21 protein-coding genes are annotated in these 23,535 nt (G+C 38.0%); all 21 read right to left on the reverse strand.

The annotated features are described in order from the left end of the window. Positions 1-361: 361 nt before the first annotated feature. Complete coding sequence (locus JOE23_RS08675) at positions 362-1,630, reverse strand: ABC transporter permease (RefSeq protein WP_204437639.1); 1,269 nt, start codon at positions 1,628-1,630, stop codon at positions 362-364. Beyond that, on the reverse strand, positions 1,623-2,522 hold the full coding sequence (locus tag JOE23_RS08680; protein WP_204437641.1) for an ABC transporter ATP-binding protein: 900 nt from the start codon (positions 2,520-2,522) through the stop codon (positions 1,623-1,625). The genes JOE23_RS08675 and JOE23_RS08680 overlap by 8 nt, the downstream gene beginning before the upstream one ends. 391 nt (positions 2,523-2,913) lie before the next feature. Continuing rightward, positions 2,914-3,171 carry an HPr family phosphocarrier protein gene (locus JOE23_RS08685; protein ID WP_204437643.1) on the reverse strand — a complete coding sequence of 86 codons (258 nt, stop codon included), beginning with the start codon at positions 3,169-3,171 and terminating at the stop codon, positions 2,914-2,916. A gap of 836 nt (positions 3,172-4,007) precedes the next feature. Further along, positions 4,008-4,973 (reverse strand): DNA-binding protein WhiA, encoded by a 966-nt coding sequence (whiA, locus tag JOE23_RS08690; RefSeq protein ID WP_204437651.1) that lies wholly within the window; start codon positions 4,971-4,973, stop codon positions 4,008-4,010. A 7-nt stretch (positions 4,974-4,980) separates the two neighbouring features. After that, on the reverse strand, positions 4,981-5,964 hold the full coding sequence (locus JOE23_RS08695; protein WP_204437658.1) for a gluconeogenesis factor YvcK family protein: 984 nt from the start codon (positions 5,962-5,964) through the stop codon (positions 4,981-4,983). 4 nt (positions 5,965-5,968) lie between these two features. Further along, positions 5,969-6,850 carry an RNase adapter RapZ gene (rapZ, locus tag JOE23_RS08700; RefSeq protein ID WP_204437663.1) on the reverse strand — a complete coding sequence of 294 codons (882 nt, stop codon included), beginning with the start codon at positions 6,848-6,850 and terminating at the stop codon, positions 5,969-5,971. A gap of 21 nt (positions 6,851-6,871) precedes the next feature. Next, positions 6,872-7,330: an 8-oxo-dGTP diphosphatase gene (locus JOE23_RS08705; RefSeq protein WP_204437665.1), complete on the reverse strand. Its 459-nt coding sequence runs from the start codon at positions 7,328-7,330 to the stop codon at positions 6,872-6,874. Positions 7,331-7,669: 339 nt separating this feature from the next. Next, positions 7,670-8,623 (reverse strand): thioredoxin-disulfide reductase, encoded by a 954-nt coding sequence (trxB, locus tag JOE23_RS08710; RefSeq protein WP_204437666.1) that lies wholly within the window; start codon positions 8,621-8,623, stop codon positions 7,670-7,672. Between the two features lie 91 nt (positions 8,624-8,714). Then, positions 8,715-9,734, reverse strand: a complete 1,020-nt coding sequence (locus JOE23_RS08715) for a tetratricopeptide repeat protein (protein ID WP_204437667.1) — start codon at positions 9,732-9,734, stop codon at positions 8,715-8,717. A 252-nt stretch (positions 9,735-9,986) separates the two neighbouring features. After that, positions 9,987-11,597 (reverse strand): FAD-dependent oxidoreductase, encoded by a 1,611-nt coding sequence (locus JOE23_RS08720; protein WP_204437669.1) that lies wholly within the window; start codon positions 11,595-11,597, stop codon positions 9,987-9,989. 220 nt (positions 11,598-11,817) lie between these two features. Further along, a complete protein-coding gene (locus tag JOE23_RS08725) occupies positions 11,818-12,336 on the reverse strand; it encodes an acyltransferase (RefSeq protein WP_204437670.1) in 519 nt (172 codons plus the stop codon). Beyond that, entirely contained in the window at positions 12,337-12,978 is a 642-nt protein-coding gene (ppaX, locus tag JOE23_RS08730) for a pyrophosphatase PpaX (protein ID WP_204437671.1), read from the reverse strand. Beyond that, positions 12,968-13,915, reverse strand: coding sequence for a nucleoside recognition domain-containing protein (locus JOE23_RS08735; protein WP_204437672.1), 948 nt, complete (start codon positions 13,913-13,915; stop codon positions 12,968-12,970). Before JOE23_RS08735 ends, ppaX begins: the two co-directional genes overlap by 11 nt. A gap of 435 nt (positions 13,916-14,350) precedes the next feature. Continuing rightward, a complete protein-coding gene (gene lgt, locus JOE23_RS08740; protein WP_204437678.1) occupies positions 14,351-15,178 on the reverse strand; it encodes a prolipoprotein diacylglyceryl transferase in 828 nt (275 codons plus the stop codon). Between the two features lie 193 nt (positions 15,179-15,371). Continuing rightward, positions 15,372-16,325, reverse strand: a complete 954-nt coding sequence (gene hprK / locus JOE23_RS08745; RefSeq protein ID WP_204437680.1) for an HPr(Ser) kinase/phosphatase — start codon at positions 16,323-16,325, stop codon at positions 15,372-15,374. Between the two features lie 314 nt (positions 16,326-16,639). Further along, positions 16,640-18,403, reverse strand: a complete 1,764-nt coding sequence (pabB, locus tag JOE23_RS08750) for an aminodeoxychorismate synthase component I (RefSeq protein ID WP_204437683.1) — start codon at positions 18,401-18,403, stop codon at positions 16,640-16,642. 361 nt (positions 18,404-18,764) lie between these two features. After that, complete coding sequence (locus JOE23_RS08755) at positions 18,765-19,127, reverse strand: phage holin family protein (RefSeq protein WP_204437684.1); 363 nt, start codon at positions 19,125-19,127, stop codon at positions 18,765-18,767. A gap of 2 nt (positions 19,128-19,129) precedes the next feature. Beyond that, positions 19,130-19,327 carry a PspC domain-containing protein gene (locus JOE23_RS08760; RefSeq protein ID WP_204437686.1) on the reverse strand — a complete coding sequence of 66 codons (198 nt, stop codon included), beginning with the start codon at positions 19,325-19,327 and terminating at the stop codon, positions 19,130-19,132. Positions 19,328-19,602: 275 nt separating this feature from the next. Beyond that, on the reverse strand, positions 19,603-20,274 hold the full coding sequence (bshB2, locus tag JOE23_RS08765; RefSeq protein ID WP_204437696.1) for a bacillithiol biosynthesis deacetylase BshB2: 672 nt from the start codon (positions 20,272-20,274) through the stop codon (positions 19,603-19,605). Between the two features lie 19 nt (positions 20,275-20,293). Then, complete coding sequence (locus tag JOE23_RS08770) at positions 20,294-20,647, reverse strand: YojF family protein (RefSeq protein ID WP_204437699.1); 354 nt, start codon at positions 20,645-20,647, stop codon at positions 20,294-20,296. Between the two features lie 2 nt (positions 20,648-20,649). Then, entirely contained in the window at positions 20,650-23,529 is a 2,880-nt protein-coding gene (gene uvrA, locus JOE23_RS08775; RefSeq protein ID WP_204437701.1) for an excinuclease ABC subunit UvrA, read from the reverse strand. Positions 23,530-23,535 lie beyond the last annotated feature (6 nt).

A 23,535-nucleotide genomic window follows, 5' to 3' on the forward strand; every position in this document is an offset into this window, starting at 1 on the left:
AAAAAACCTTCTATCCGTGGGAATTTTCATTCTTCTCCCACAGATTGTCCGTTGAGTGAATCAGGACATTCGCGTTCGTTGTTTCCCTCCTAAAAATGAGCGCTCCTCTCTATTTTGAGGCGGACGTTTTACGGACGGTTATCTGTGATAAAATAACGCTATTGATTCTAGCTTTTTCAGTCCGTTATAAGAACTTAACTTACTAGACTGCTAGGATCTTAAAAACTGGGATTCACTCCTTTTAGAAATGTGTTAACTTTTCTTATACTATTTGAGTTACCACTTCTTTATTAAAATGCTGTACTTTCTAAAGGCATTATAAAAGCCTGATAATCTATTTAATAGACGATCAGGCTCTTCATTATTTATCTTTTTTTGCTAACTGTAGTGCGCGCTTAAAATCTTTAAGCGAACTTCCTTTTCCGTACATGAGCACTCCACCACGGTATACTTTAGCACCTATATAAGCTAATAGTAGAATCGTCAAGATTAAAATTCCAATACTTAATGCCACTTCCCATACAGGGACCTCTAGTAAACCTACACGCAAAAACATCACCAATGGTGCAAAGAAAGGAATATAAGAAGTAATAGTCACCACACTGGCCTCCGGCATATTGATGCCGAACATGGATAACATAAAGGCAACAACAATCAACAGAATAACCGGCATCATTAATTGATTAACATCTTCCATTCGACTTACGAGTGAACCAAGCATTGCTGATAATGTTGCGTACAATAAGTAGCCGAGTAAAAAGAAGACGACCGCATAGACATAGGTAGATACAGCAATTTCAGAAAAGCCGAATACCTCAAAGAATCCACCGACTAACTCATCTTGTACCCGTTCAATCATATAATAGCCTACTACAAAAAACAAACCGATCTGAGTTAACCCAAGTAAGGCTATACCTATTATTTTAGCAAACATTTGACTGATTGGCGGTGAACTTGAAATTAATATTTCCATCACCCTTGATGATTTTTCATTGGCAATATCCATAGCAATCATATTCCCATAAGTTAAGACGGCGAAATAGAGCACAAATAGCATGACATAGACAAGACCACGAGCCACGCCGATTTCTTCTTCCGATCGAGCCGTACGACCATCTGCTGTTTCTATTGCTATCGTCTCAAATGCTATCGGTTGATAAATGGATTCAATCACTTCTTGATCGATGCCCGCTTCATTTGTGGCTAAAGCTACCTTATATTGTTGTAAATAGTTATCAAGTTGATTTTGAACCGATGGATTGATCAACTGATCAGTGTGATAGTTGGCGATAAAATAATCTTGATCGTCTGCTTGTAATGATAGCAGTCCAACATATTGACCGTCTAAGATATCCGATTCAGCCTGATCGACTGTCCCTTCAAAATCAACTAATTCGAAACCATGTTCACCTTGTTCAACCTGTTCACTTAGCCATGGGTAGATATCTTCTGTCTCATCAATAACCGCTACTTGATCGGCACTTCCATCACCATCAAATAAATTCAAAATGAAATCAAGATTGCCGACAGCCATAATAAAGATTAAAAATAAAGCCGTTGTAATCATAAATGATTTGGATTTCAAACGAGATAAATATGAGTGTAATAAAACGACACCAAATTTACGCATACGATTCACCTACCTTTTCGATAAAAATATCGTTTAAGGATGGTTCCTCTAAAGCAAATTTACGAACAAAACCCTTTTGGTGTAATTGTTCCAAAATAGCTTGAGAAACATCTTCATTTTCAATTTGCAGAATACAACCCTCAGGTGTTAATTTTTGATTGTCTACTCCATCGATCGTTTTTAAGAAGCTTAAATCAAAATCAGCATGAATAAATAAATTCTTTTTACCAAAAGAACGTTTCACCTCTTTTAATGCCCCATGAACGATCGGTTTACCATATTGCATGATACAAAGATATTCGCATAATTCTTCTACTGTTCCCATTTGATGGGAAGAGAAAACAATGGTTGTTCCTTGTTCTTTTAATTCAACCACAGCATTTTTTAGCAACTCAACATTGACAGGATCTAAACCAGTAAAGGGTTCATCAAGAATTAATAATTTAGGTTTATGAATCACCGCTGAAATAAACTGGATTTTTTGTTGATTTCCTTTTGATAACTCTTCTACTTTCTTTTCTAAATAATCAGTAATATTGAAGCGCTCTAGCCATTTATTTAATTCTGTTAGTATCTCCTTTTTGTCCATACCTCTTAAACGACCTAAATAAATAATTTGGTCTTTAACCTTCAATTTAGGATATAAACCACGTTCTTCAGGCAGATAACCAATCTGATCTGTTCGCTGATAATTAATGGGTTCGCCCTCCCAAGTAATCTTACCTTCTGTTGCATCAATCAAACCTAAAATCATTCGAAACGTCGTTGTCTTCCCTGCGCCGTTAGATCCTAAAAAACCAAAAATTTGACCCTCCGGGATGTCAAGGGATAGCTGATCAACAGCTGTAAATTTACCATAACATTTAGTAACATTTTCTATATGTAATGACATCTCCATACTCCCTTCATCATTTTTCCTAAGAAGTCGCCTTCTAATTGATCACTTTGATCATAAAACGTGTTCTTTATCAATCACAGATGATCGACAAAAATAAATGTCATATTGACAACTTTCTTTGTCAATATTGTAACGGATGACAAGAAAAGTTGTCAATAGTTCTGGTCTATATTTTTTGAAAAAATAAAAGCTAACAACTATTAAATCAAGTGGAAATCCAATCGGCGGGATGCTCTGAAGAGCTATCACCCGAAGAGCCTATTCTTAACATTCATATTTGAGACCTTAGCTAAAACTATACGTTATAGAAAACTGCACCCTTCATTGTTAAGTCACTAACAATGAAGGGTGCAGGTGATCTAAAGGTGACTTTGTTTATAGAAAATTACGACGGATTGGATAAAAAATTAGCTAAGACATCAATCGCCTCTTGATCGTCATCTCCATCACTTAGTAATGTAATGGTATCGCCGTTAGTGACGGCTAAGCTTAACAAGCCCATAATACTTTTAGCATTGACACGTCTGTTTGCCTTTTCCAAAAAAATTTCTGAGACATAACTATTTGCCTTTTGTACAAATTCAGATGCGATCCCAGCTTGTAAGCCCGGATTAACAGCAACAACCAATGTTTTTTCTACCATGCCATAAGCTCCTTTCCATTTGACCACTCAAACGATAACAGCATATGTCCCTTGATCGATTTTTATACCTAGCTAATAAGTGTGTAATCCTCCTTTCCGTGCAGATTCTTAACATTAATTTCTACCCCTTTATCACAGATAACCGTCCGTAAAATGCCTAGCTCAAAATATAGATTACAATTAAATCTATTTAAATGGGCGATAACGGACGCGAATCTCCTGATTCACTCAACGACCAATCCGTGGGAGAAGAACGAAAACGCTCACGGATTATACTGAACCCCAAAAGTTAGACTAATTACTCAACTTTCGCACACTGAGAATAGTCATTCAACCTTGATCGTGTTCAATAGACGCGGTATTCAATAGGCTTGTTGACTTTACTTCTGCATGGATGGATGTGCCGCATACGTTTAGAATGTTATGTCGTTCCGAAAAGCAAGGGATTCGCTTTTCGCGGGGCTGGCTTCAGCTAACTTTAGAAGCTAAGAGCGCTTCTAAAGTGGATCTTCAGCTCATCCTATTCCCGCAGAAGTCTCACCTCTTGCTTATCTCCACTAAGACTGGGTGGGGGCCGATGTCTTCATGATCTACATGTGTAAATCTGACGCCCACGGCTAGGGAGACACTGCGTTTACCAAGATGTCTCCCTTGTGCTTGGGAGAGTGAAAGCGGAACATAGCTCACCTGCGCCTCTAAAACGAAAGGTTTATAATCAATCGAAAATCTATATTCAAAGGCAACGCCTATTTTTAATATTAGGTCTACCCTTATGCTATCTTGGCTGAACCTGAAAATTTAGATGAGAAAGTTGAGTAATTATTTAACCGTTCCAATCAAGATTGTTGTGTAGAATTACTTAACATATGATGCTCAGCTCTTAACTGTTCAGCAAATTGGTCGATTTTTTTCAAGCGATGATTAATTCCTGATTTACTAATCTTCGTTCCACTAACAAGTTCACCTAATTCTTTTAATGAGACATCTTGATGCTCGATCCGTAGTCTCGCTATCTCTTGTAATTTATCAGGTAATGCTTCTATACCTACTACTTTCTCAATAAACTTAATATTTTCAACTTGTCTAAAAGCTGCACCAATCGTTTTATTTAAATTTGCAGTCTCACAATTAACAAGGCGGTTAACAGAGTTGCGCATATCTCGCATGATACGGACATCTTCAAACTTTAACAATGCTTGGTGTGCACCTGTATAATTTAAGAATTCAGTGATTTTCTCCGCTTCTTTTATATAAGTGATATAACCGTTACGTCGTTCAAGAATACGGGCATGTAACCCAAACGCATTCATTAATTGGCATAAAGAATCATTATGTTCTTGATAAGCATTGGCTATTTCTAAATGATAAGAAGATGTCTCAGGATTGTTTATTGAGCCACCCGCTAAAAACGCCCCTCTTAAGTACGCACGTTTACAACATTCTTTCTTTAAATACTTGTCAGAAATCGTTCTAATTAATGAAATGGGTTCAGATAAGATCGCTAAATCATTTAATAACGCTTTAGCTCCTTCTTCAATCCGTACAATGTAAACATTATTTTTTTTTAATTTCATTTTTTTCCGAACCAATAACTTAATGGGATAAGGATACAATGATCGAATTAATGTGTACATACGCCGGGCAATAGCAGCATTTTCAGTTTGAACATCTAATAGATAAGATCGTTTAGCAATCGATATCGCACCATTCATTCGTATAAGCGCTGCTAATTCTGCTTGTTGACAACACGGTTTATTATCAATCTGTGTCATTTCCTTTTTAATTTCTGATGCAAAAGACATGGCTTACTCACCTTTCTTTATCATGCTCAGTTTTAGTGATATCAATCAACGAACAGAGTAATTGGGCGACTTTATTGTTATCATGACGTAATAATCGTTTATGGTCATCAATAATGTCAGCTTCAATAATTTCCATACCTAGAAGATCAAGGCGTTCTCGATCATAATCTACAGGCGTTGCATTTTCTTCTGCATATTTGATCCGCATTGACTCCGTAATGTCTTGATTATGAACCAAGATCTTATCGATACACCCTTCACCAACATGATCAATAATAGCCTGAGCATGGTCAGCGGCTGAATAATCATCAGTTTCTCCCGCCTGTGTCATAACGTTACACACGTAGACAACTTTTCCTTCTGCTTCTCTTAATGCATCAGCAATTTGAGGCACAACAAGGTTCGGTAATGTGCTGGTATACAAGCTTCCTGGTGATATAACAACTAAATCAGCTTCTCTTACTGCTTTGACCGCTTCAGGCAAAGGTTCAACAGCTTCAGGTTCAATAAATACGCGCTTAATTCTTTTCTTAGCTAAAGGAATTTTTGATTCACCAGAAACAATTTCACCATCTAACATTTCAGCATGTAAAAACATATTTTGATTGGCAATCGGATAAATTCGCCCTTTCACATTAAAGACACGGGCTATCTCCTTGATTCCATTATAGAAATCTCCGGTTACCGCAGTCATTGCGGCCAAGATTAAATTGCCCATTGTATGTCCCATTAGACCATTACCATTTTGAAAACGGTGTTGGAAAAATTGTTCCATTATCGGCTCAACTTCTGCTAGCGCTGCAATTACATTTCGGATGTCACCAGGTGCGGGCATCGCCATTTCTGTTCTTAGCCGACCAGAGCTTCCCCCGTCATCTGCTACCGTTACAATAGCAGATAAATGGATTGGATAATGCTTTAACCCCCGTAAAAGGACAGGCATCCCAGTGCCTCCACCTAGTACAGCAACTGTTTTTTTATCTACTTGCATTTATCTAATGTCCCTTTCTTTTATCAATGTCACGATGTGCAACATGGGTAATATATTGATTGGAGAAATGTTTAGCAATGTGCTCCGCTAAGGCGACGGATCGATGTTGTCCTCCTGTACAGCCAATTGCAATAACGAGCTGAGACTTTCCTTCTTTCTTATATTGAGGAAGCATAAAAGCAAGCAAATCAAGTAGCTTTTCAATAAATTTCTGTGTTTCCGTCCATTTAAATACATAATCTACGACATCCTTTGTTAACCCAGTTAATGGTTGAAGATGCTCAACATAGTGAGGGTTCGGTAAAAATCGGACATCAAAGACGAGATCAGCATCAATCGGCATGCCATATTTAAAACCAAATGACAGTGTATGAATCGAAAAGATCTGTTGTTCTTCTTCCCCGTATTTCTGCACAATTTTTTCCCTAAGTGCTTTCGGTTTTAAAGTTGTCGTATCAATAAAATGTTGAGCCCGACCCCTTAATTCACTTAATATTCTTCGCTCCTGTTGGATACCTTCTAACGGTAATCCTTCAGGTGCTAACGGGTGTTGACGTCTCGTTTCTTTATATCGTGATACAAGTACTTTATCTTGAGCATCGAGAAACAGGATATGTTCTTCTAACCATGACGAATCTGTTAAATGATCAAGGGCATCAAATAAAGAGTCAAAGAATTCTCTACCTCTTAAGTCCATAACAAGTGCTACTTTGTTAATATTATTCGTTGCATCCTTCATCAACTCTAAAAATTTAGGTAATAAAGCAGGGGGCAAATTATCAACACAGTAATAGCCTAAATCTTCGAAACTTTGAACAGCAACCGTTTTCCCTGCACCTGACATTCCTGTAATAATAACGAGTTTCGTCTCATCTTTTCCAATCATTTCATCACTTCCTGTCTTTAATTAACTTTGATTAACACGATAGTTAATTAATTGATCATGTTGATCTAATGCAAAGCTTGCAAAGATCTGTTGATTAAGTTCAATCACAGCTCTATGGATGACTTTATCACTTGGGGCAGTGGGAATGGTAGCTAATTCAGCGATATCAATCCATTCAAGCTCCCCTTCTGAGCACTCTTCCACTAACTCACCAGAAAACTGATCCGCTTTAAAAGTAAACATCATCCACTCATTTGTAGGAGACTGCGCTGATTCTTTTATCATCGTTGCGACACTGTATAGTTTAGGGTTAATCAAGAGCAACCCTGTTTCTTCTCTAACTTCTCTAATCACAGCTTCTTGAATCGATTCACCAACTTCCATCTTTCCACCTGGCATCGCATACCAACCGTAGCGTGGCTTTTTCAATAAGAGAACCTGATGATTATTCATAATTAAGCAATTGGTGACACGCTGCAAATCTATTCACTCTCTTCGTTTATATTCATCATTCATTATACTATAACCGTTAGACGCTGACTAGTGAACATGCTTTAACATGATGCGAGTATTTCCTGCTACTTGAGAATAAATACTCACAAATCATTTAACCATATATTCCTATCTTAAAATACAAAAAAAAGACACAGACCATGTCTGTGCGTCAATTCATATATTTAAAAAAGGGGGTTAATTAATTATTTATAGTATACCCCATTCGTGTTTCATCCGTGTTACAGTGGCATTAAGTTCAAGTAAAGATTGGTTAATTTACACTTAAACGCTACTTTCACTCATTTAATCTTATTACAACAAGAATTATGAGTTAACTTTTGCTAATTTTTCTTCTAATTCTTCAATAAATGCTTGTGCACTTTGAGCAGCTATACTGCCATCACCAGTTGCTGTTACAATTTGGCGTAATTCCTTCTCGCGAATATCGCCAGCTGCGTATATACCCGGGATCTGTGTCTCCATCTTTTCATTTGTTGGAATGTAGCCATCTTCATTCGTAATACCTAATGATTTAAAAGGATCACTTAGTGGTTCTAACCCTATATAGATAAATGTTCCATCAGCAGGGTGATCATATGTTTCTTTCGTTTTAACATGCTCTAAAGTAACCGAACCGACTTTACCATCCTTGCCATTGATGGCTTTAACAACACTATCCCAAATAAAGTCAACTTTATCATTTTTGAAAGCTCGATCTTGCAGTATCTTTTGGGCGCGGAGTTCATCACGTCGGTGAACAATCGTTACTTTGCTAGCATAGCGTGTTAAATAGACACCCTCTTCAACTGCGGAGTCTCCTCCACCAACAACAATCAATTCCTTATCTTTAAAGAATGCTCCATCACATACCGCACAGTAGGACACCCCTCGTCCGGACAGTTCTGCTTCTCCTGGTACGCCTAACTTTTTATACTTAGCACCGGTTGCAATAATAATCGCTTTCGTTTTATACGTTTTATCTCCAGCCTTAATGATTTTGTAGGCTTCGCCATCAATGACTTCTGTAATGTCACCGTATCCATATTCCGCTCCGAATTTTTTAGCATGTTCAAACATTTTATTTGATAGGTCAGGGCCTAAAATGCTCTCATAGCCCGGGTAATTTTCTACATCTTCTGTGTTTGCCATTTGACCACCTGGGATACCTCTTTCGATCATTAATGTATCTAAATTCGCGCGGGAGGTATAAACAGCAGCTGTCATTCCTGCGGGGCCAGCGCCAATAATAATAACATCATATATCCGTTCATTTGTCATTTTATTATCATTCCTTTACTCATTTTTTCATAATTGCAATGGTCACTATACCCATTATCGTATTTTTCAAACAAATCGTCTATTTATCTGCTCATGGATTTTGGATCTTAAACCATGGGACGTTTTCTTTAGCTAATTCAGGGTGAAGTTGACAACCTTCTAACCAGATCTGATTTGCATAATCTCTATTATTATTTAAATATGCAACTTTAGCAAAAGCACGAAAGTAATCCAAATGATGGGTTAACTTGGATTTTGTTAATGATTTGAAACGCTGATAAGCTTGGGTCAAATACGTGGTATAAGATAAAGCAATCGCAATCCGTAATGATTGTTCGACTTGCACCGGATATACATTAATTAAGGCTTTTTTAAATGCTTCTACTATATTAATATGCCCTTGTTCTGCATGAAAAATCAATAAATTAGTTTTTGACAAAATCGACGTGGGTTCATTTTGATAAAGTGCTTCAGCTAAACGAATCGCCTCGTGACGTTCCCCGGAAAAGAATAGTGCATAGTGATACTGATGTTCTGCCATCGTATAACTAGGAAATCTCGTCATCATTTCTTGTAAAATCGACAATGCTGAGATCCACTCATGACGTTGGAGATGGTAAAAAGCTGTTTCTTGATAGATCAGCCATTCATCTTCCTCAACAAATGGTTCATCACTTTCTTCATCTTCTAAACTTAGTTCTAACAATGTTAATAATTGTTCTGTTTCATCGCGAAACTCGCCATCGGGATCTTTTTCTAAATAAAGCGAGGCATATTTATGGGCATCTTTTAATAAGCCCAAATGCGCATAATTATTTGCAATCAGATAATAACAATCAAAATAGGATTCACCATGTTCTTTAATGATTGTAGTTAACACTTGATTAGCCGCATGATAAGCACCAATTTCTGTGTATATAATCGACATTTGCGCTTGATACAAGGCTTCTTTCGGATCAGTTTCAGCTGCTTTTTTTAGCCATTTTAGTGCAATATCAAACTTTCTTTTATAAAAAGCGTCTACACCTTTAGCGAAATAAAATTCACCTTCTGGAATAAACGGGATCACATTTTTATTTGGTTGATTTTCATAATTGTGCGTTCTCGACATGTGTTTCCCCTTTATACAGGTTTTATAAAACGAACCTTCACTCAGTGGGGGTTGCGTTTTTTGACCATTGAGTGTTAGTTGAGTGAATCAGGACATTAGCGTCCGTTAGGCTCACGCCCCCCTAAATAGATTTACCTTTGAGGTGGCGGTTTGCGGACGGTTATCTGTGATAATAACGCAAGCAGTATAACATATTTTACTGCTTCTTGACAGTTTTATTATCATTTTGTTGTGATAAGCATACGTTAAAATCTATAATTCTAAGCTGGCTTGGTGTGCATTCAACCAGAGACGACATTCACGTTCATAGTAGGAACATTCCTCTTTTGTCCACGCGAGCGCACTAGCTAGCTGTTGTAAAAATGGCTTCAATTGTTGTTGCATGTCAAAAGGTCTGTATAATTGATACCTCAATCTTCTCGATAAGAAATCAATCGGTTTATAAATCCCTTCATGATCTAAAGCATAGCGAAGAAGGAGCGAAAGCATCGGCTCTAGCGGATCATTCTTACTGGTTTTCCCCATTTCATCAAGGTAAGGAAGGAATTGTGATACTTGATTACCATAGCGTGCTAAAATAAACGCGATGTCTTTATCAGAAAGCTGTGTGCTAGATAAATAAGATTTAAAATTTAGTTGATCGCCTTGATCATCTATTATTATTGCCATCGATTTTGTCTCTGATTTAGAATAAAGAATATTATCGGTTCTTTTTAAATCTTTAGCAATCCGATCCACGACTTGGCTAGCATATGATCGATAAAATACAATTGGTGCACCAATTGCTGTTATTAACCCTGACGTGGAAGTAATAATATCGCCTGTTCCCCGACTGTCTTGATTGATTAGATAGGCAACGTGTTGCTCAATGACCTGACTTTTATCCAAGCAAAGATGAGGTATAACACGTTTCAGTGCACGAACAATATGTGTAAACTCATCTTCTGAAACCGTCTTTTGTTGCAAAATTGAAGATGTCGGTTCAGATACCGTTAGCATGGTAAAGTGTTGGTAGGGTGTCAGTGTTATCATTTGCTGACTAACGACATCTGTAAATGAAATCGTATGGTCAATTGCTAAATCTGATTGATTGAAAAAAAGTTGGATTCTTTTTCTATATTGAGCGACAGATTTCAATAAATCATCTGATTTATCTAATTGACTTACCGATTCAACCTGACTTCCTGTAGCATTAACGATCTTACTCGCATAAATAGCCGACACTTCTCCTGTTACTTGATCTTCCGCTAAAACACCCGTTACTTGTTGTTCATCATTATATATGAACTGAACCAGTTTAAGATAGTTGATCATATTTGTACCAAACCGGTAAGCTTTCTTTAATATCTCAATCGTCATTAAGCACTGATCGATAACGCCATCTTGATGACTAAAACCATACTTTAACTTTCTCTCACTAACATTGGCTTCAATCATTTGGACTTCTTTTTTAGAAAGTAACTTTAAGTGTTTTGGAAAATAAGAAGAAATTAAAGATTCAGACAACGTGTGCCGTAACTTACTCAATAATTTTTGTTTTATTTCATGATCGTATACTAACGTTAACATATTGACTGGTTTATAAAATGGTGAGAGATGTTCAGCTAATAACTGCTTTTCAGTGTATGCTTGATGCCAAATTTTCTTCGTTGGGAAATGATGTGTACTTAATAGTGGAGCAAACTGAGCTGATGCTCCATTGCCGTAGTCTTTTTGCTCTATTAAAGCTACCTTCATCCCTCTAGAACTCGCATCTAAGGCAATGCTAGCACCTGTCAAGCCACCTCCAATCACTAATAAATCGTAATCTTGATTTGTTAATTGGCGGTGTGATTCTTCTCGATTTCGATTAGATATCCCCATCCTATCTCCCCCTACCATGATGTGAAATCTATACACTACTATAACTCACTCTAACAAAATACACGGCACTAGCACGCTCAATTTTTTTAAACAGCCACCTTAGCGTGAATCAGGACATTAGCGTCCGTTATCACCCACCTGCTCTACTCCCTATTTTGAGGGGGATACGGACAGTTTTCTGTGATAAAGCGAGGGCTTTAAATCTGTGTATAGTCAGTTGTCAGTTTAAGTCTTTCCTTTTTCTACTTTTCATTTCTTCAGCTGAATAAATCACACGCATCGGATTACCTGCAACGAAACTTCCCGGCTCAACATCCTTATTAACGATCGTACCCGCAGCAACGACTGCTCGATCACCTATTGTCACTCCTGGTAACACTGTACTATTGGCACCAATCATCACTTCATTACCAATATCAAGATGCCCAAGTCGATATTCGTCGATAAGATACTCATGTGTCAGTAACGTGGTGTTATAGCCAATAACAGAATTGTCTCCAACACTAATTCGCTCAGGGAACATTAAATCAACCATAACCATAAGGGCAAAGGCAGTCTTATCCCCAACTGTCATCTTCAACAAATGTCGATAAAGCCAATTTTTTATTGATAAAAAAGGGGTATAGCGTGCAATTTGAATCACAATAAAGTTTTTAACTACTTTAAAGAAAGACACCGTGCGATAGAGTTGCCATAATGAATTAGCACCTTCGACAGGAAAACGATCTGTCTTTCGCATTTATTCCACCTCTAATATCGTTAATAAATCAGACATATGTTCTAGCATATAATCCGGCTGTAATTTAGCTAAAGACTCCCTACCTTTTATCGTCCAGGACACCCCAGCTGTTTGAGTTCCAGCATTTTGTCCCGCTTCAATATCATGATAGTTGTCACCAATCATTATCGCGTCAACTGGCGTACGGTCAAGGGCATGCAATGCTTTTATAATCGGTTCAGGATGTGGCTTAGCGTGCTCAACTTCATCTAAACCAATAATCACATCAAAATAAGGAGCTAAGCCCGTTATTTCAAGTCCTAATTTTGCAGTAGCGGTGATTTTTGTTGTCACAATACCAAGCTTATAACCCTGTTGATGTAATCTCTTAATTGTTTCAACTACAGTAGGATAAGCCTTCACATAAGCATCATGATTCGCCAAGTTATGCTCTCGATATGTATCCATCATCTCCTGAGCCCTCTCTGGATTAACATGCCGCATGGTATCAATGAGTGGCGGTCCAATAAAAGGTAATATCTCTTCCTCTGAATAGTCACGACCTGTATGTTTTTTAAAAGTATGACGAAAAGAATCGATAATCAATCCATTTGTGTCAATTAACGTTCCATCTAGATCAAACAAAAGTGTTTTAATTCCCATAATTAACCTGTTCCTTTCTCTGTTTTATCTCTGCTCTATTCCATAAAAATGCGATGGTAGCGGTGAGAGCAATCGCTGTTGTTAAACGAATGATCAATAGGGGCCAAACTGGTATACCTAAGGGGATAAAAATTAGTGTATCTTCGATGACAGCATGGCAAGCAACAAGGAAAATAAAGGATAAGTACATATCTTTCTTTGCCACCCCGTCTTGTCTTACTGCTTGAACCATCACACCCGCTCCGAACGCTAGACCTATCGTTAAACCCGCCACAAGCGTCATCGATGCATTTGATTTAATACCTAGTAACCTTGTGAACGGGCTTAGTAATAAAGAGATTTTGGCCATCCAACCTAGCTCTCTAAAGTATTGCATAATTACCATTAACGGGATCACAATCGCACCAAGTTGAAAAATACTACTAGTCGCCGTTCGTATACCCTCAATACCAATTTCAATCATACCAGAAGGAGAAGCTTGCGTGGACTGCATAAATCCATATTGTGCAAGTTCCTCGCCACCTGACCAAATCAAGTGAATCAGCAATGCTGAAATACCTGCAAGGGCCAACCTAACACCGATGACAATTGGCCAACGCACACCAACTTTTAACGCAACGGTTGACTCTACAAATAAATTATGTGAAAAAGATAGCATCACAGCCATAATAAAGACTTCTTTTACAGTAAAGTCAAATGAAACAATGGCGGCAATACCCGCATACAAGTTCAATGAATTACCTAGAACTAGCGGCACAGCAGCTTCGCCTGATAGGCCAAAGATCCGCATCACTGGAGAAATCGCTTCAATCAACCACGGTAAAATCGGTGTATATTGGAGAATAGTTACAATTACTGTGATTGGAAAAATAACTTTACTTAATGTCCAAGCCACATGTAAGCCTTGCTTTAACCCTCGAATAAATGTAGCTTTCAAACCAACATCCCCACTTCGTTTTTTTATTTCTAAACTTTCAGCGTCTGTGACGCATGTTAAGGTTGGAAAAGGATACTGCAATTGACACACACATGATCTTAACAAAAGGATTCGCTTCTCTTTCGTTCCAATCATGATACTTAGATAACATGTTGCTACGATAGCTTTACTTTTGCATGGATATGCCGCATACGTTTAGCACGTTATTTCGTTCCGAAAAGCAATGGATTCGCTTTTCGCGGGGATGGCTTCAGCTCATCCTATTCCCGCAGAAGTCTTACCCCTTGCTTATCTCCACTCAGAGGGGTGGTTCATACTGAATGTGATTTCTCCATTTTACGTGCAATCGCGGATTCATGCGATTTCCTGAGTAAGCCTAACCGAACGAAATAAAGCGAAGAAGATGTGACACGACTAGAAAGTTGAGTTATTTACTTATAGCTTCTTGCCATTATAAGCAACATTTACTTGTTTAGCTTTACGTCGATAAATGATTAAAGCGATACTGACAATAATTAATACAATTGATATGACTTGCGCTGTCCTTAACAGACCTAGGATATAAAGGCTGTCCGTCCGTAATCCTTCAATAAAGAAACGTCCAACAGAATACCAAATTACATAATTAAGGAACACTTCACCACGTAAAGGATTTCTTCTTCTTAACCATAATAATCCGACAAAAACAAGTAGATTCCAAATCGACTCATACAAAAATGTAGGATGATAAAGGATCCCATCAATCACCATATGGTTTTCAATGAAGTTAGGCAAATATTGAATAAAATTCTCATAAACTGCATCTGAGACTGGTCCACCGTGGGCTTCTTGATTCATAAAATTACCCCACCGTCCAATCGCTTGACCAATAATAATACTTGGAGCTGCCACATCAGCAACTTTCCAAAAAGGGACATCTCGTTTTTCACTAAATATGTAAGCTGTTATGACAGATCCAATTAAAGCGCCATGAATAGCAATACCACCTTCCCAAACGGCAAATATCTTCCATAATGGTTGCCCGATAAAACGTTGCCACTCAAAGACGACATAGTACAATCGAGCCGAAATAATGGCAATGGGTAACGCCCACATGAGCAAATCGGTATACAATTCTTTTGAAAATCCCAATCGAACCCCTTCTTTTGTTGCTAGCCAAAGCCCAATGACGACACCGGTTACGATAATAACCGCATACCAATAAATAGTTATAGGACCTATCTCGATGAAAATCGGATCTAATGTTGTATTAAGAACTGACACAATATCTCTCCTCGTGAATAAGTTTTAGCTACTACCTGAGCCTTAAAGGTGATATAGTTTTTTTACAAACCCTTCGTGATTTCGTCATCTGTAAATACTTCGCTTTCTGCCGGAACAACCTTATGACTATAGGGTGTAGAGCGGTTAGACGTGATAATATGCGACGGGTTTGTCTAACTAAGCGTCTTTTCTATTAATCATAATCAACGCCTTTATCTATATTGGCTTTTTCCTGATCAATCATCTTCGTTAATCTGGTCGAAAATTCCTCTGCAGCATTAACACCTAATCGCTTCAAACGGAAATTCATTGCAGCCACCTCAATAATGACTGCTAAATTTCTACCCGGCCGTACGGGTAAAGTAGCTTTAGGTACATCAACATCAATAATTCGAATCGTTTCTTCTTCCATACCAATCCGATCATATTGCTTCTTATCGTTCCAATTTTCTAAATTAATCACATAATCAATTTTTTTATGTGATCGAACAGCACTGGCACCAAACAAAGTCATGACATTTATAATACCAAGCCCTCTAATTTCAAGCAAATGCTCGATCAACTCAGGAGAAGACCCTATTAATCGATCATAATCCTCTTGCCGAATCTCGACACTGTCATCAGCGACTAAACGATGTCCCCGTTTAACTAATTCTAAAGCTGTTTCACTTTTACCAACACCACTTTGCCCCGTAATTAACACACCGACACCATGAATATCGACAAGGACACCGTGCATAGCTGTAAATGGCGCAAATTTCGCTTCAAGAAAATTTGTTACTCGACTAACTACTCGCGTTGTTTTGTAAGGCGAGCGTAATAAAGGGACATGCGCTTGATCACAAGCATCAATTAATGGTCTCGGGATATCTAAGCCCCTTGAAATCACAATACACGGGGTAACATCCGTACATAATTTTTCCGAGCGATCTCTTTGCTCAGCTTCTGACAATTCACTAAAAAAAGATAATTCCGTTTTGCCAAGCACTTGAAGTCTTGCTTTAGGATAGTAACGGAAGTATCCTGTTAATTCAATACCTGGCCGAGAAATATCACTCATAATAAACTCTCGTTCTAAACCTTCTTTACCTGCAATAAGTTCCAATTTGAATTGTTCTAATAAATCTTTTGTTTGCACCCTAGCCATTAGGATTCCCTCCATCTATCATCTTCTCTAATTCTCCTATACACGTATAACTATTGTAGCATTTTTTTTAAAGTGTGGCACGATAACAGGTATTTAACGACTGTCTTTCTTAGTTTTCTAAGTAAAACAATTCGAAAAAGACTAAATCTTTATCATCCGTTCACCATTCTAATATAGCTTAAATCATTTCAAAGTTAATAAACCCTAGCAAATCGATTGAGGTGGGTGATAACAGGCGCTAATATCCTGATTTAGTTAACGAACCTGCAACCAGCGGGCAAAGAACGAAAGCACCCACTGTTTGCAGGTTCGTTTTATTCAGGTAAATCAATAACATTATCAACCTTAACCCATCCACGTACGGCATTAATTAGCCAAATACAATCCGCACGATGCAAGTCATTTTTATAGAGTACTTTTTCGGTTATTGTCCCTTTTTCGAGTAAATGACCTCGAAATACTCCCGGTAGCAATCCGGATTTAGTCGGAGGGGTGACAAACTGCTGATCAAATTGTAAAACAAGATTACCAATCGTAAATTCTGTCAGCTCTTCTCTTTCATTCCATAACAACGTTGAAAAATTGTCAGATGCATCAATCTTTAAACGGTCATATAAATCACGGTATGTTGTTTTGTGATAATAAAAACGGTTTTCTACATCAATGGGTTGTTTAGCTAAATAGCTATTAACAGGTTGATCGATCTGCTTTACCGGTATCGATTCTAGCTTGATATTTCCCGGCTGTGTTAAACGCAATCGCACTTTATATACGCCCTTTGGATATTGATTTTTCAATGCAATTAATTGCTCTGTACATACTGCTCGATCAAAGACGAAATTAAAATAAGTAGCAGATTGCTCAAGGCGGTCGATATGATATGAAAGAAGTGGTAAATCTCCATTTGATAATAGCATTGACTCAAGCAAATCAAAAGTTGGATAACCCGTCGTTAACAAGCTAGCCTTTGCTTCCATTTCTTGATATTCACTAGCAGTAACCGAATCCCACGTAATACCGCCTCCTACACCATAACTCGCTTGTTCTTGGTCTTGATCAACAACGACTGTTCGAATCGGAACATTAAATATTGCCTTATTATCTGGTGTTAAATAGCCAATCGTTCCACAGTAAACACCTCGTGCTGTTGTTTCTAACTGTTCGATATAGGACATTGTATTTATTTTAGGTGCCCCTGTAATTGAACCACAAGGAAATAATGCTGAAAACCAATCGACTAATTGGCTCTCTTCTTTGAGTGTTGCTTTAACCGTGGAGGTCATTTGGTGTACAGTCGGATATGTTTCAACTGTCAACAATTCTGGAACATGAACCGTTCCTGGTTTAGCTATTTTACCAAGATCATTTCTTAACAAATCAACGATCATCAAATTCTCCGCTCGCTCTTTTTCTGACTGCGTTAAATAGTGTTTGTTTACTTGATCATCAGCATATGTTAAACCACGTTTGCTAGTACCTTTCATTGGTTTTGTTGTGATTTCATCTTGTTCAACTGCAAAGAACAGCTCTGGAGATGCTGATAGAATTTGAAATCGACCGATATCTAAATAAGCGCTATAAGAGGCTTGTTGATTGTTTTTCAGCATATAATAGAAGGCTTCGGGATCTTGATGAAAAGCTGTCGTCAAGCGTGTTGTATAATTAACTTGATAGGTATCCCCGATTCGTATGGCGTCTTTTATTGCTTCTATACTCGTTTGATAATCCGAATAAGAAGTCGTTTGCTTCCAAGTTAATGACTGATCAATGGACGTTGCTTGCTTATCGTTTTCCACCTGGTCAGGCTGAGTAAAACTAGCAAACCATAAAAGAGGCATTGTCGTTTGGACCTTCGTTCGATAGCGCTTTTCAAATGCTGGGGCTGCTTCATAAGACAAGTATCCCGCTATGTATCTTCCTTTTTTTCTCTCTGTCTCTATCTCACGCAATAATGGTTTAACTTGATCGATATGATAAGTCGAGAACACTTTGATCGGTTCCGAAAAATAGAGACGATCAAGCGATCCATCCTGACTTTTAAAATCAAATTTTAGTGCAATGTCTCCGATTGTACTCACCTCAATTCTGTTATCATAAAGAATAGCGAAGCAAAACGTTAGAAAAACTCACATTCACTCGACCTTTAGCTCATACGTTCGTTTTTCTTATACTAAGCTCTTTAAAATCTTAGCTTCACCACTTCGTATTTATTTGACCCAATGTCCTTTCCTAAGTATAAAACGAACCTTCAATCAGTCGGCATTTTCGTTCCTCTCCTACTGTGGATCGTTGAGTGAATCAGGACATCAGCGTCCGTTAGCGCCTATCTAAATAGGTTTAACTCTGTTCTCTATATTGAGAGGGCTGTCGTTTCACGGCCGGTCGGTTATCTGTGTTTAAACAGAACAAGCATGGAGATCATCCCCATGCTTGTTGATCCTACTTACTCAATAATATCGTATCCTTTACCAATTTGTTGAGAAATAAATTAATAATTGAGATTACCACTGCTGCAACAACGGCTAAACCAAAGGTCTCGATAACAAAATCCGCACCTATAATTGATTGTGTTAACATAAGGGTAATCGCATTAATAACAAACAGAAATAGCCCAAGTGATAATACTGTAATCGGTAAAGTTAACACAATAAGAATCGGTTTAATCAAAACATTTAGAATTGACAAAATCAAGCTCGCTACAATGGCCATGCCAAATGTCGCAATGTGAAAACCATCAAATAATTGTGCAACCACAATTAAAGCAACTGCATCTAAAATTAATGATAAAATCCATTTTGTCATGGTTAGTACACATCACTTTTTGGGATAATAATGGCTGCTATAATATAAAACAATATAAAAGGAAAACCCGACGTGAAAATAGCTAAAAGGACATATACCAATCGCAATAATGTTGGATCAACATTCAAGTGTTCGCCCAGACCCCCAAGAACGCCGGACACCATTACATCTTGATTTGAACGGGTTAATTTCTTTGTCATTAATGACCCTCCTTGTGAATTGCTTTCTTAGTTATAATTATTCCTCTTTTTTAAAAAATAAAACAAACCTTCAATCAGTGAGCGTTGAGTGAATCAGAATATTAACGTCCGTTAGCGCCCACCTAAATAGTTGAGTTCCACTCTCTATTTTGTTGCGGGCGGTTATCTGTGATAAAACTTAAGCTAAATTATTGATGTTTACTAATGATTCTATTTACTAAGTGCATGCTGAAAATTCGGGTAAAAGAACGACTTAGATTATCACGATTGATCCATCACACTTCATTAAAAGACCATTGATAAAATGCTTCATGTGATAACTTATCTTTAACAATTTGGTCTAAGCTTGCCGGTCCTTGGTTTAAACCACCCAAAATACCCGAAGCTTGTGATTTATGTGCGACAATGGCCGCTAATTTATCCTCGAATGTGTCGGTTATATCAAATTGGAGATCTGCTTCACCCAAATCTTTTTCTTTATCCTTTTTAATCGCCAATGCCCACACCTCTGGTCTTTGATTCGGCTCAAAGCGGTTAACAGCTTCGATTGCAGCTGCTCCAAATGCATCATGATCTGGATGGACAGCATAGCCTGGATAGTGTGTAATAACCAATGTTGGTTTAATTTTTTCAAGATAACGAAATAGATGTGTTGCTAGACGATCTTGATCTTCAAATTCTAGTGTTTTATCGCGATAACCTAACTGTTCGAGATTGATATCTAGAGATCGACAAGCATTCATTAATTCTTGTTGACGTATCTCGGGAAGTGTTTCTCTTGTTGCAAACGTAGGGTTACCCATGTTTCTTCCCATCTCACCTAAAGTACCACATAAATAGGTGACGGGTACGCCTTGCTTTCGAAAACGTGCTATCGTGCCAGCAGCCCCAAATGCTTCATCATCTGGGTGCGGAAAGATAACCACTACATGTTCATCCTTTTTCATACAATTGCCCCCTTTGCATCTAATTCGTAAATGGTTGTAAACTTAATTCAAGCGTAACCAATAACCTGCCTTGGTCATCATGGCCTGCCAAGAGTAAACGTTTATGTTGATCGATCTGGTAATCCCTTAAACCTTCTGCATAAACCCAACCGTTTCCGGTCTTTAGGCCGACACGGTAACTCTTTTCATCTCCACTTATTTTCGCCTGAGAAAAAGTGACTTGAGCATTACGAATAAACGCTCCTACATTATAAGCTTCTCGATTATGATGCGTTGCATAGGCACCATTTGTCGTTTCTAAATGAATATAAACAGGTCGATCAACAAATTGATTAAGATAATCTTGAATCAGACGAGCTTTTATTTTCTCCATCTTTACACCTCTACCTCAGTTATTGAGCTTTTATTAACAACTTCCGTCATTCTTGCATGATCACGGTCTAAAATGGGCTTAAGGTAATGACCCGTATAAGAACCGGAAACAGAAGCAATTTCTTCAGGGGTTCCGGTAGCTACAATTGTACCTCCACGATCGCCACCTTCAGGTCCTAAATCAATAATATAGTCAGCTGCTTTAATGACATCTAAATTATGTTCAATTATAACAACAGTATCTCCATTTTCAACCAAACGTTGCAGGACGATCAAGAGACGTCCAATATCATCTACATGCAGGCCAGTTGTTGGTTCATCAAGGATATAAAGCGACTTACCATTTGACCGACGGTGCAGTTCACTAGCTAGCTTAACCCGTTGTGCTTCACCTCCAGATAACGTTGTTGCGGGTTGACCTAAGCGAATGTAACCCAAACCAACATCAAGGACGGTTTGCAATTTCCTATTAATCTTTGGGATATTTTTAAAAAACACTAACGCTTCTTCAATGGTCATATCTAAAATATCGGCTATATTCTTCCCTTTATATTTTACTTCTAATGTTTCTCTATTATAACGTTTGCCATGACAAACTTCACAGGGGACATAAACATCAGGTAAAAAGTGCATCTCTATTTTTATAATACCATCACCACGACACGCTTCACAACGCCCACCTTTTACATTAAAGCTAAATCGCCCTTTTTTATAGCCGCGTATTTTCGCTTCATTGGTTTGAGCGAATACATCACGAATATCATCAAATACCCCTGTATAAGTAGCAGGATTCGAACGTGGCGTCCTTCCGATCGGTGATTGATCAATATCAATGATTTTGTCTAAATGTTCACTGCCCTTGATTGCTTTATGCTTGCCCGGTTTTTGTTTGGCGCGATTGAGCAACATCGCTAGCTTTTTATGAACAATTTCATTGATGAGCGTACTTTTCCCTGATCCCGATACCCCAGTAACAGTCGTCATTAAACCGATCGGTATTTTGACATTAACGTTCTTCAAGTTGTTCTCACTAGCGCCTTCCACTTCGATAAAGCGACCATCTGATTGGCGACGTTCAGCAGGTAATGGTATAAATTTCTTACCAAGTAAATACTGTCCTGTTAGTGATTTCTTCTGACGCATCACCTGTTTCGGCGTGCCACTCGCAATAATTTCACCACCATGTTCACCCGCGCCAGGCCCAATATCAATCAACCAGTCTGCTGCTAGCATCGTATCTTCATCATGCTCAACTACAATTAAAGTATTACCTAAATCTCGCATTTGTTGAAGAGTATGAATTAATCGGTCATTATCACGTTGATGTAAACCAATAGAAGGTTCATCAAGTACATACAAAACACCGGTGAGTGCTGAACCAATTTGAGTCGCCAAACGAATACGTTGGGCTTCACCACCAGACAACGTCCCTGCTTTTCTCGATAATGTTAAATAATCAAGTCCGACATTTGTTAAAAATGTTAGCCGGCTTTCTAATTCTTTTAAGATCATTTTAGCAATTTGTTGTTCTTTAGCAGAAAGCTCTAAATGACTCAATAATTCATTAGCTTCAGTAACAGACAACTGTGTAACTTGACCAATATGAAGACCATTGATCAAGACAGACATTGCTTCTTTGTTTAAACGGAAGCCCTGACAGGTTGGACAATCTTTTTGCGCCATGTATTTTTCCATCTGCTCTCGAATATAATCTGAACTCGTTTCTCGATATCTTCGCGCAATGTTATTTAAGACACCTTCAAATTCAATCTCAGTATCGCGCTTCATACCGTAATCATTTTCATAACTAAAATGGATCTTTTCTTTGCCACTGCCCTGTAGAATTCTGTCTAATTGCTTTTTAGGTAATTGACTAACTGGTGTGTCCATATCAATTCCATAGTGTTTGCAAACACTTGCTAGTAATTGTGGATAATATTGTGAGCTCGTTGGTTGCCAAGCAACAATAGCCCCTTCATTTAAAGTAAGCGCCTTGTTCGGTATCACGAGATCGACGTCGACTTCTAATTTACTTCCTAAACCATCACACTGCTGACAAGCACCATGTGGTGCATTAAATGAAAATAACCGCGGTTCTAATTCTCCTATTGAGAATCCACAAATCGGACAAGCGTGGTGTTCACTAAATAGCAATTCTTCTTCTCCAATAACATCTACAATGACCTGTCCCTCACTCAATTTAAGTGCAGTTTCCAGCGAATCACTCAGTCTAGCAGATACACCGTCTTTAACCACAATTCGGTCAACAACCACTTCAATGTTATGCTTATTATTTTTCTCAAGCTTTATCTGATCACCTATTTCCATCATTTCACCATCAACACGTAATCGAATATAACCTTCTTGTTTAAGCTTTTCCAATAATTTAACATGCTCGCCTTTTCGCCCTGATACAACAGGTGCAAGAATTTGTAGCTTTGTTCGTTCAGGATAAGCCAGAATACGGTCTACCATTTGCTCGACAGTTTGGGAAGTAATTTCATTACCGTGAGTTGGACAAGTCGGATGGCCAACCCGTGCATATAAAAGCCTTAAATAATCATAAATCTCAGTTACCGTTGCGACAGTTGATCTCGGATTTTTACTTGTCGTTTTTTGATCAATCGAGATCGCAGGTGACAATCCCTCAATTGTATCAACATCAGGCTTATCCATCTGTCCTAAAAATTGACGTGCATATGCTGATAATGATTCAACATAACGTCTTTGTCCCTCTGCATAAATAGTGTCGAATGCCAATGATGATTTTCCAGAACCTGATAACCCTGTCAGGACAACGAGCTTATCTTTTGGGATATCAATGTCAACATTTTTTAAATTATGGGCTCGAGCACCCTTAATTGTGATTTTCTTTTTTACCATCTATGC

Source organism: Amphibacillus cookii, assembly GCF_016908375.1.
Lineage (GTDB): Bacteria > Bacillota > Bacilli > Bacillales > Amphibacillaceae > Amphibacillus_C > Amphibacillus_C cookii.

Coding starts and splice junctions, on each gene's coding strand:
- JOE23_RS08685 (WP_204437643.1), bottom strand. CDS start 3,171: ATGGTAGAAAAAACATTGGTTGTTGCTGTTAATCCGGGCTTACAAGCT.
- JOE23_RS08725 (WP_204437670.1), bottom strand. CDS start 12,336: ATGCGAAAGACAGATCGTTTTCCTGTCGAAGGTGCTAATTCATTATGG.
- JOE23_RS08755 (WP_204437684.1), bottom strand. CDS start 19,127: ATGACAAAATGGATTTTATCATTAATTTTAGATGCAGTTGCTTTAATT.
- JOE23_RS08760 (WP_204437686.1), bottom strand. CDS start 19,327: ATGACAAAGAAATTAACCCGTTCAAATCAAGATGTAATGGTGTCCGGC.
- trxB (WP_204437666.1), bottom strand. CDS start 8,623: ATGACAAATGAACGGATATATGATGTTATTATTATTGGCGCTGGCCCC.
- JOE23_RS08680 (WP_204437641.1), bottom strand. CDS start 2,522: ATGTCATTACATATAGAAAATGTTACTAAATGTTATGGTAAATTTACA.
- JOE23_RS08720 (WP_204437669.1), bottom strand. CDS start 11,597: ATGGGGATATCTAATCGAAATCGAGAAGAATCACACCGCCAATTAACA.
- JOE23_RS08675 (WP_204437639.1), bottom strand. CDS start 1,630: ATGCGTAAATTTGGTGTCGTTTTATTACACTCATATTTATCTCGTTTG.
- uvrA (WP_204437701.1), bottom strand. CDS start 23,529: ATGGTAAAAAAGAAAATCACAATTAAGGGTGCTCGAGCCCATAATTTA.
- JOE23_RS08715 (WP_204437667.1), bottom strand. CDS start 9,734: ATGTCGAGAACGCACAATTATGAAAATCAACCAAATAAAAATGTGATC.
- JOE23_RS08695 (WP_204437658.1), bottom strand. CDS start 5,964: ATGCAAGTAGATAAAAAAACAGTTGCTGTACTAGGTGGAGGCACTGGG.
- rapZ (WP_204437663.1), bottom strand. CDS start 6,850: ATGATTGGAAAAGATGAGACGAAACTCGTTATTATTACAGGAATGTCA.
- hprK (WP_204437680.1), bottom strand. CDS start 16,325: ATGGCTAGGGTGCAAACAAAAGATTTATTAGAACAATTCAAATTGGAA.
- ppaX (WP_204437671.1), bottom strand. CDS start 12,978: ATGGGAATTAAAACACTTTTGTTTGATCTAGATGGAACGTTAATTGAC.
- bshB2 (WP_204437696.1), bottom strand. CDS start 20,274: ATGAAAAAGGATGAACATGTAGTGGTTATCTTTCCGCACCCAGATGAT.
- JOE23_RS08770 (WP_204437699.1), bottom strand. CDS start 20,647: ATGGAGAAAATAAAAGCTCGTCTGATTCAAGATTATCTTAATCAATTT.
- whiA (WP_204437651.1), bottom strand. CDS start 4,973: ATGTCTTTTGCATCAGAAATTAAAAAGGAAATGACACAGATTGATAAT.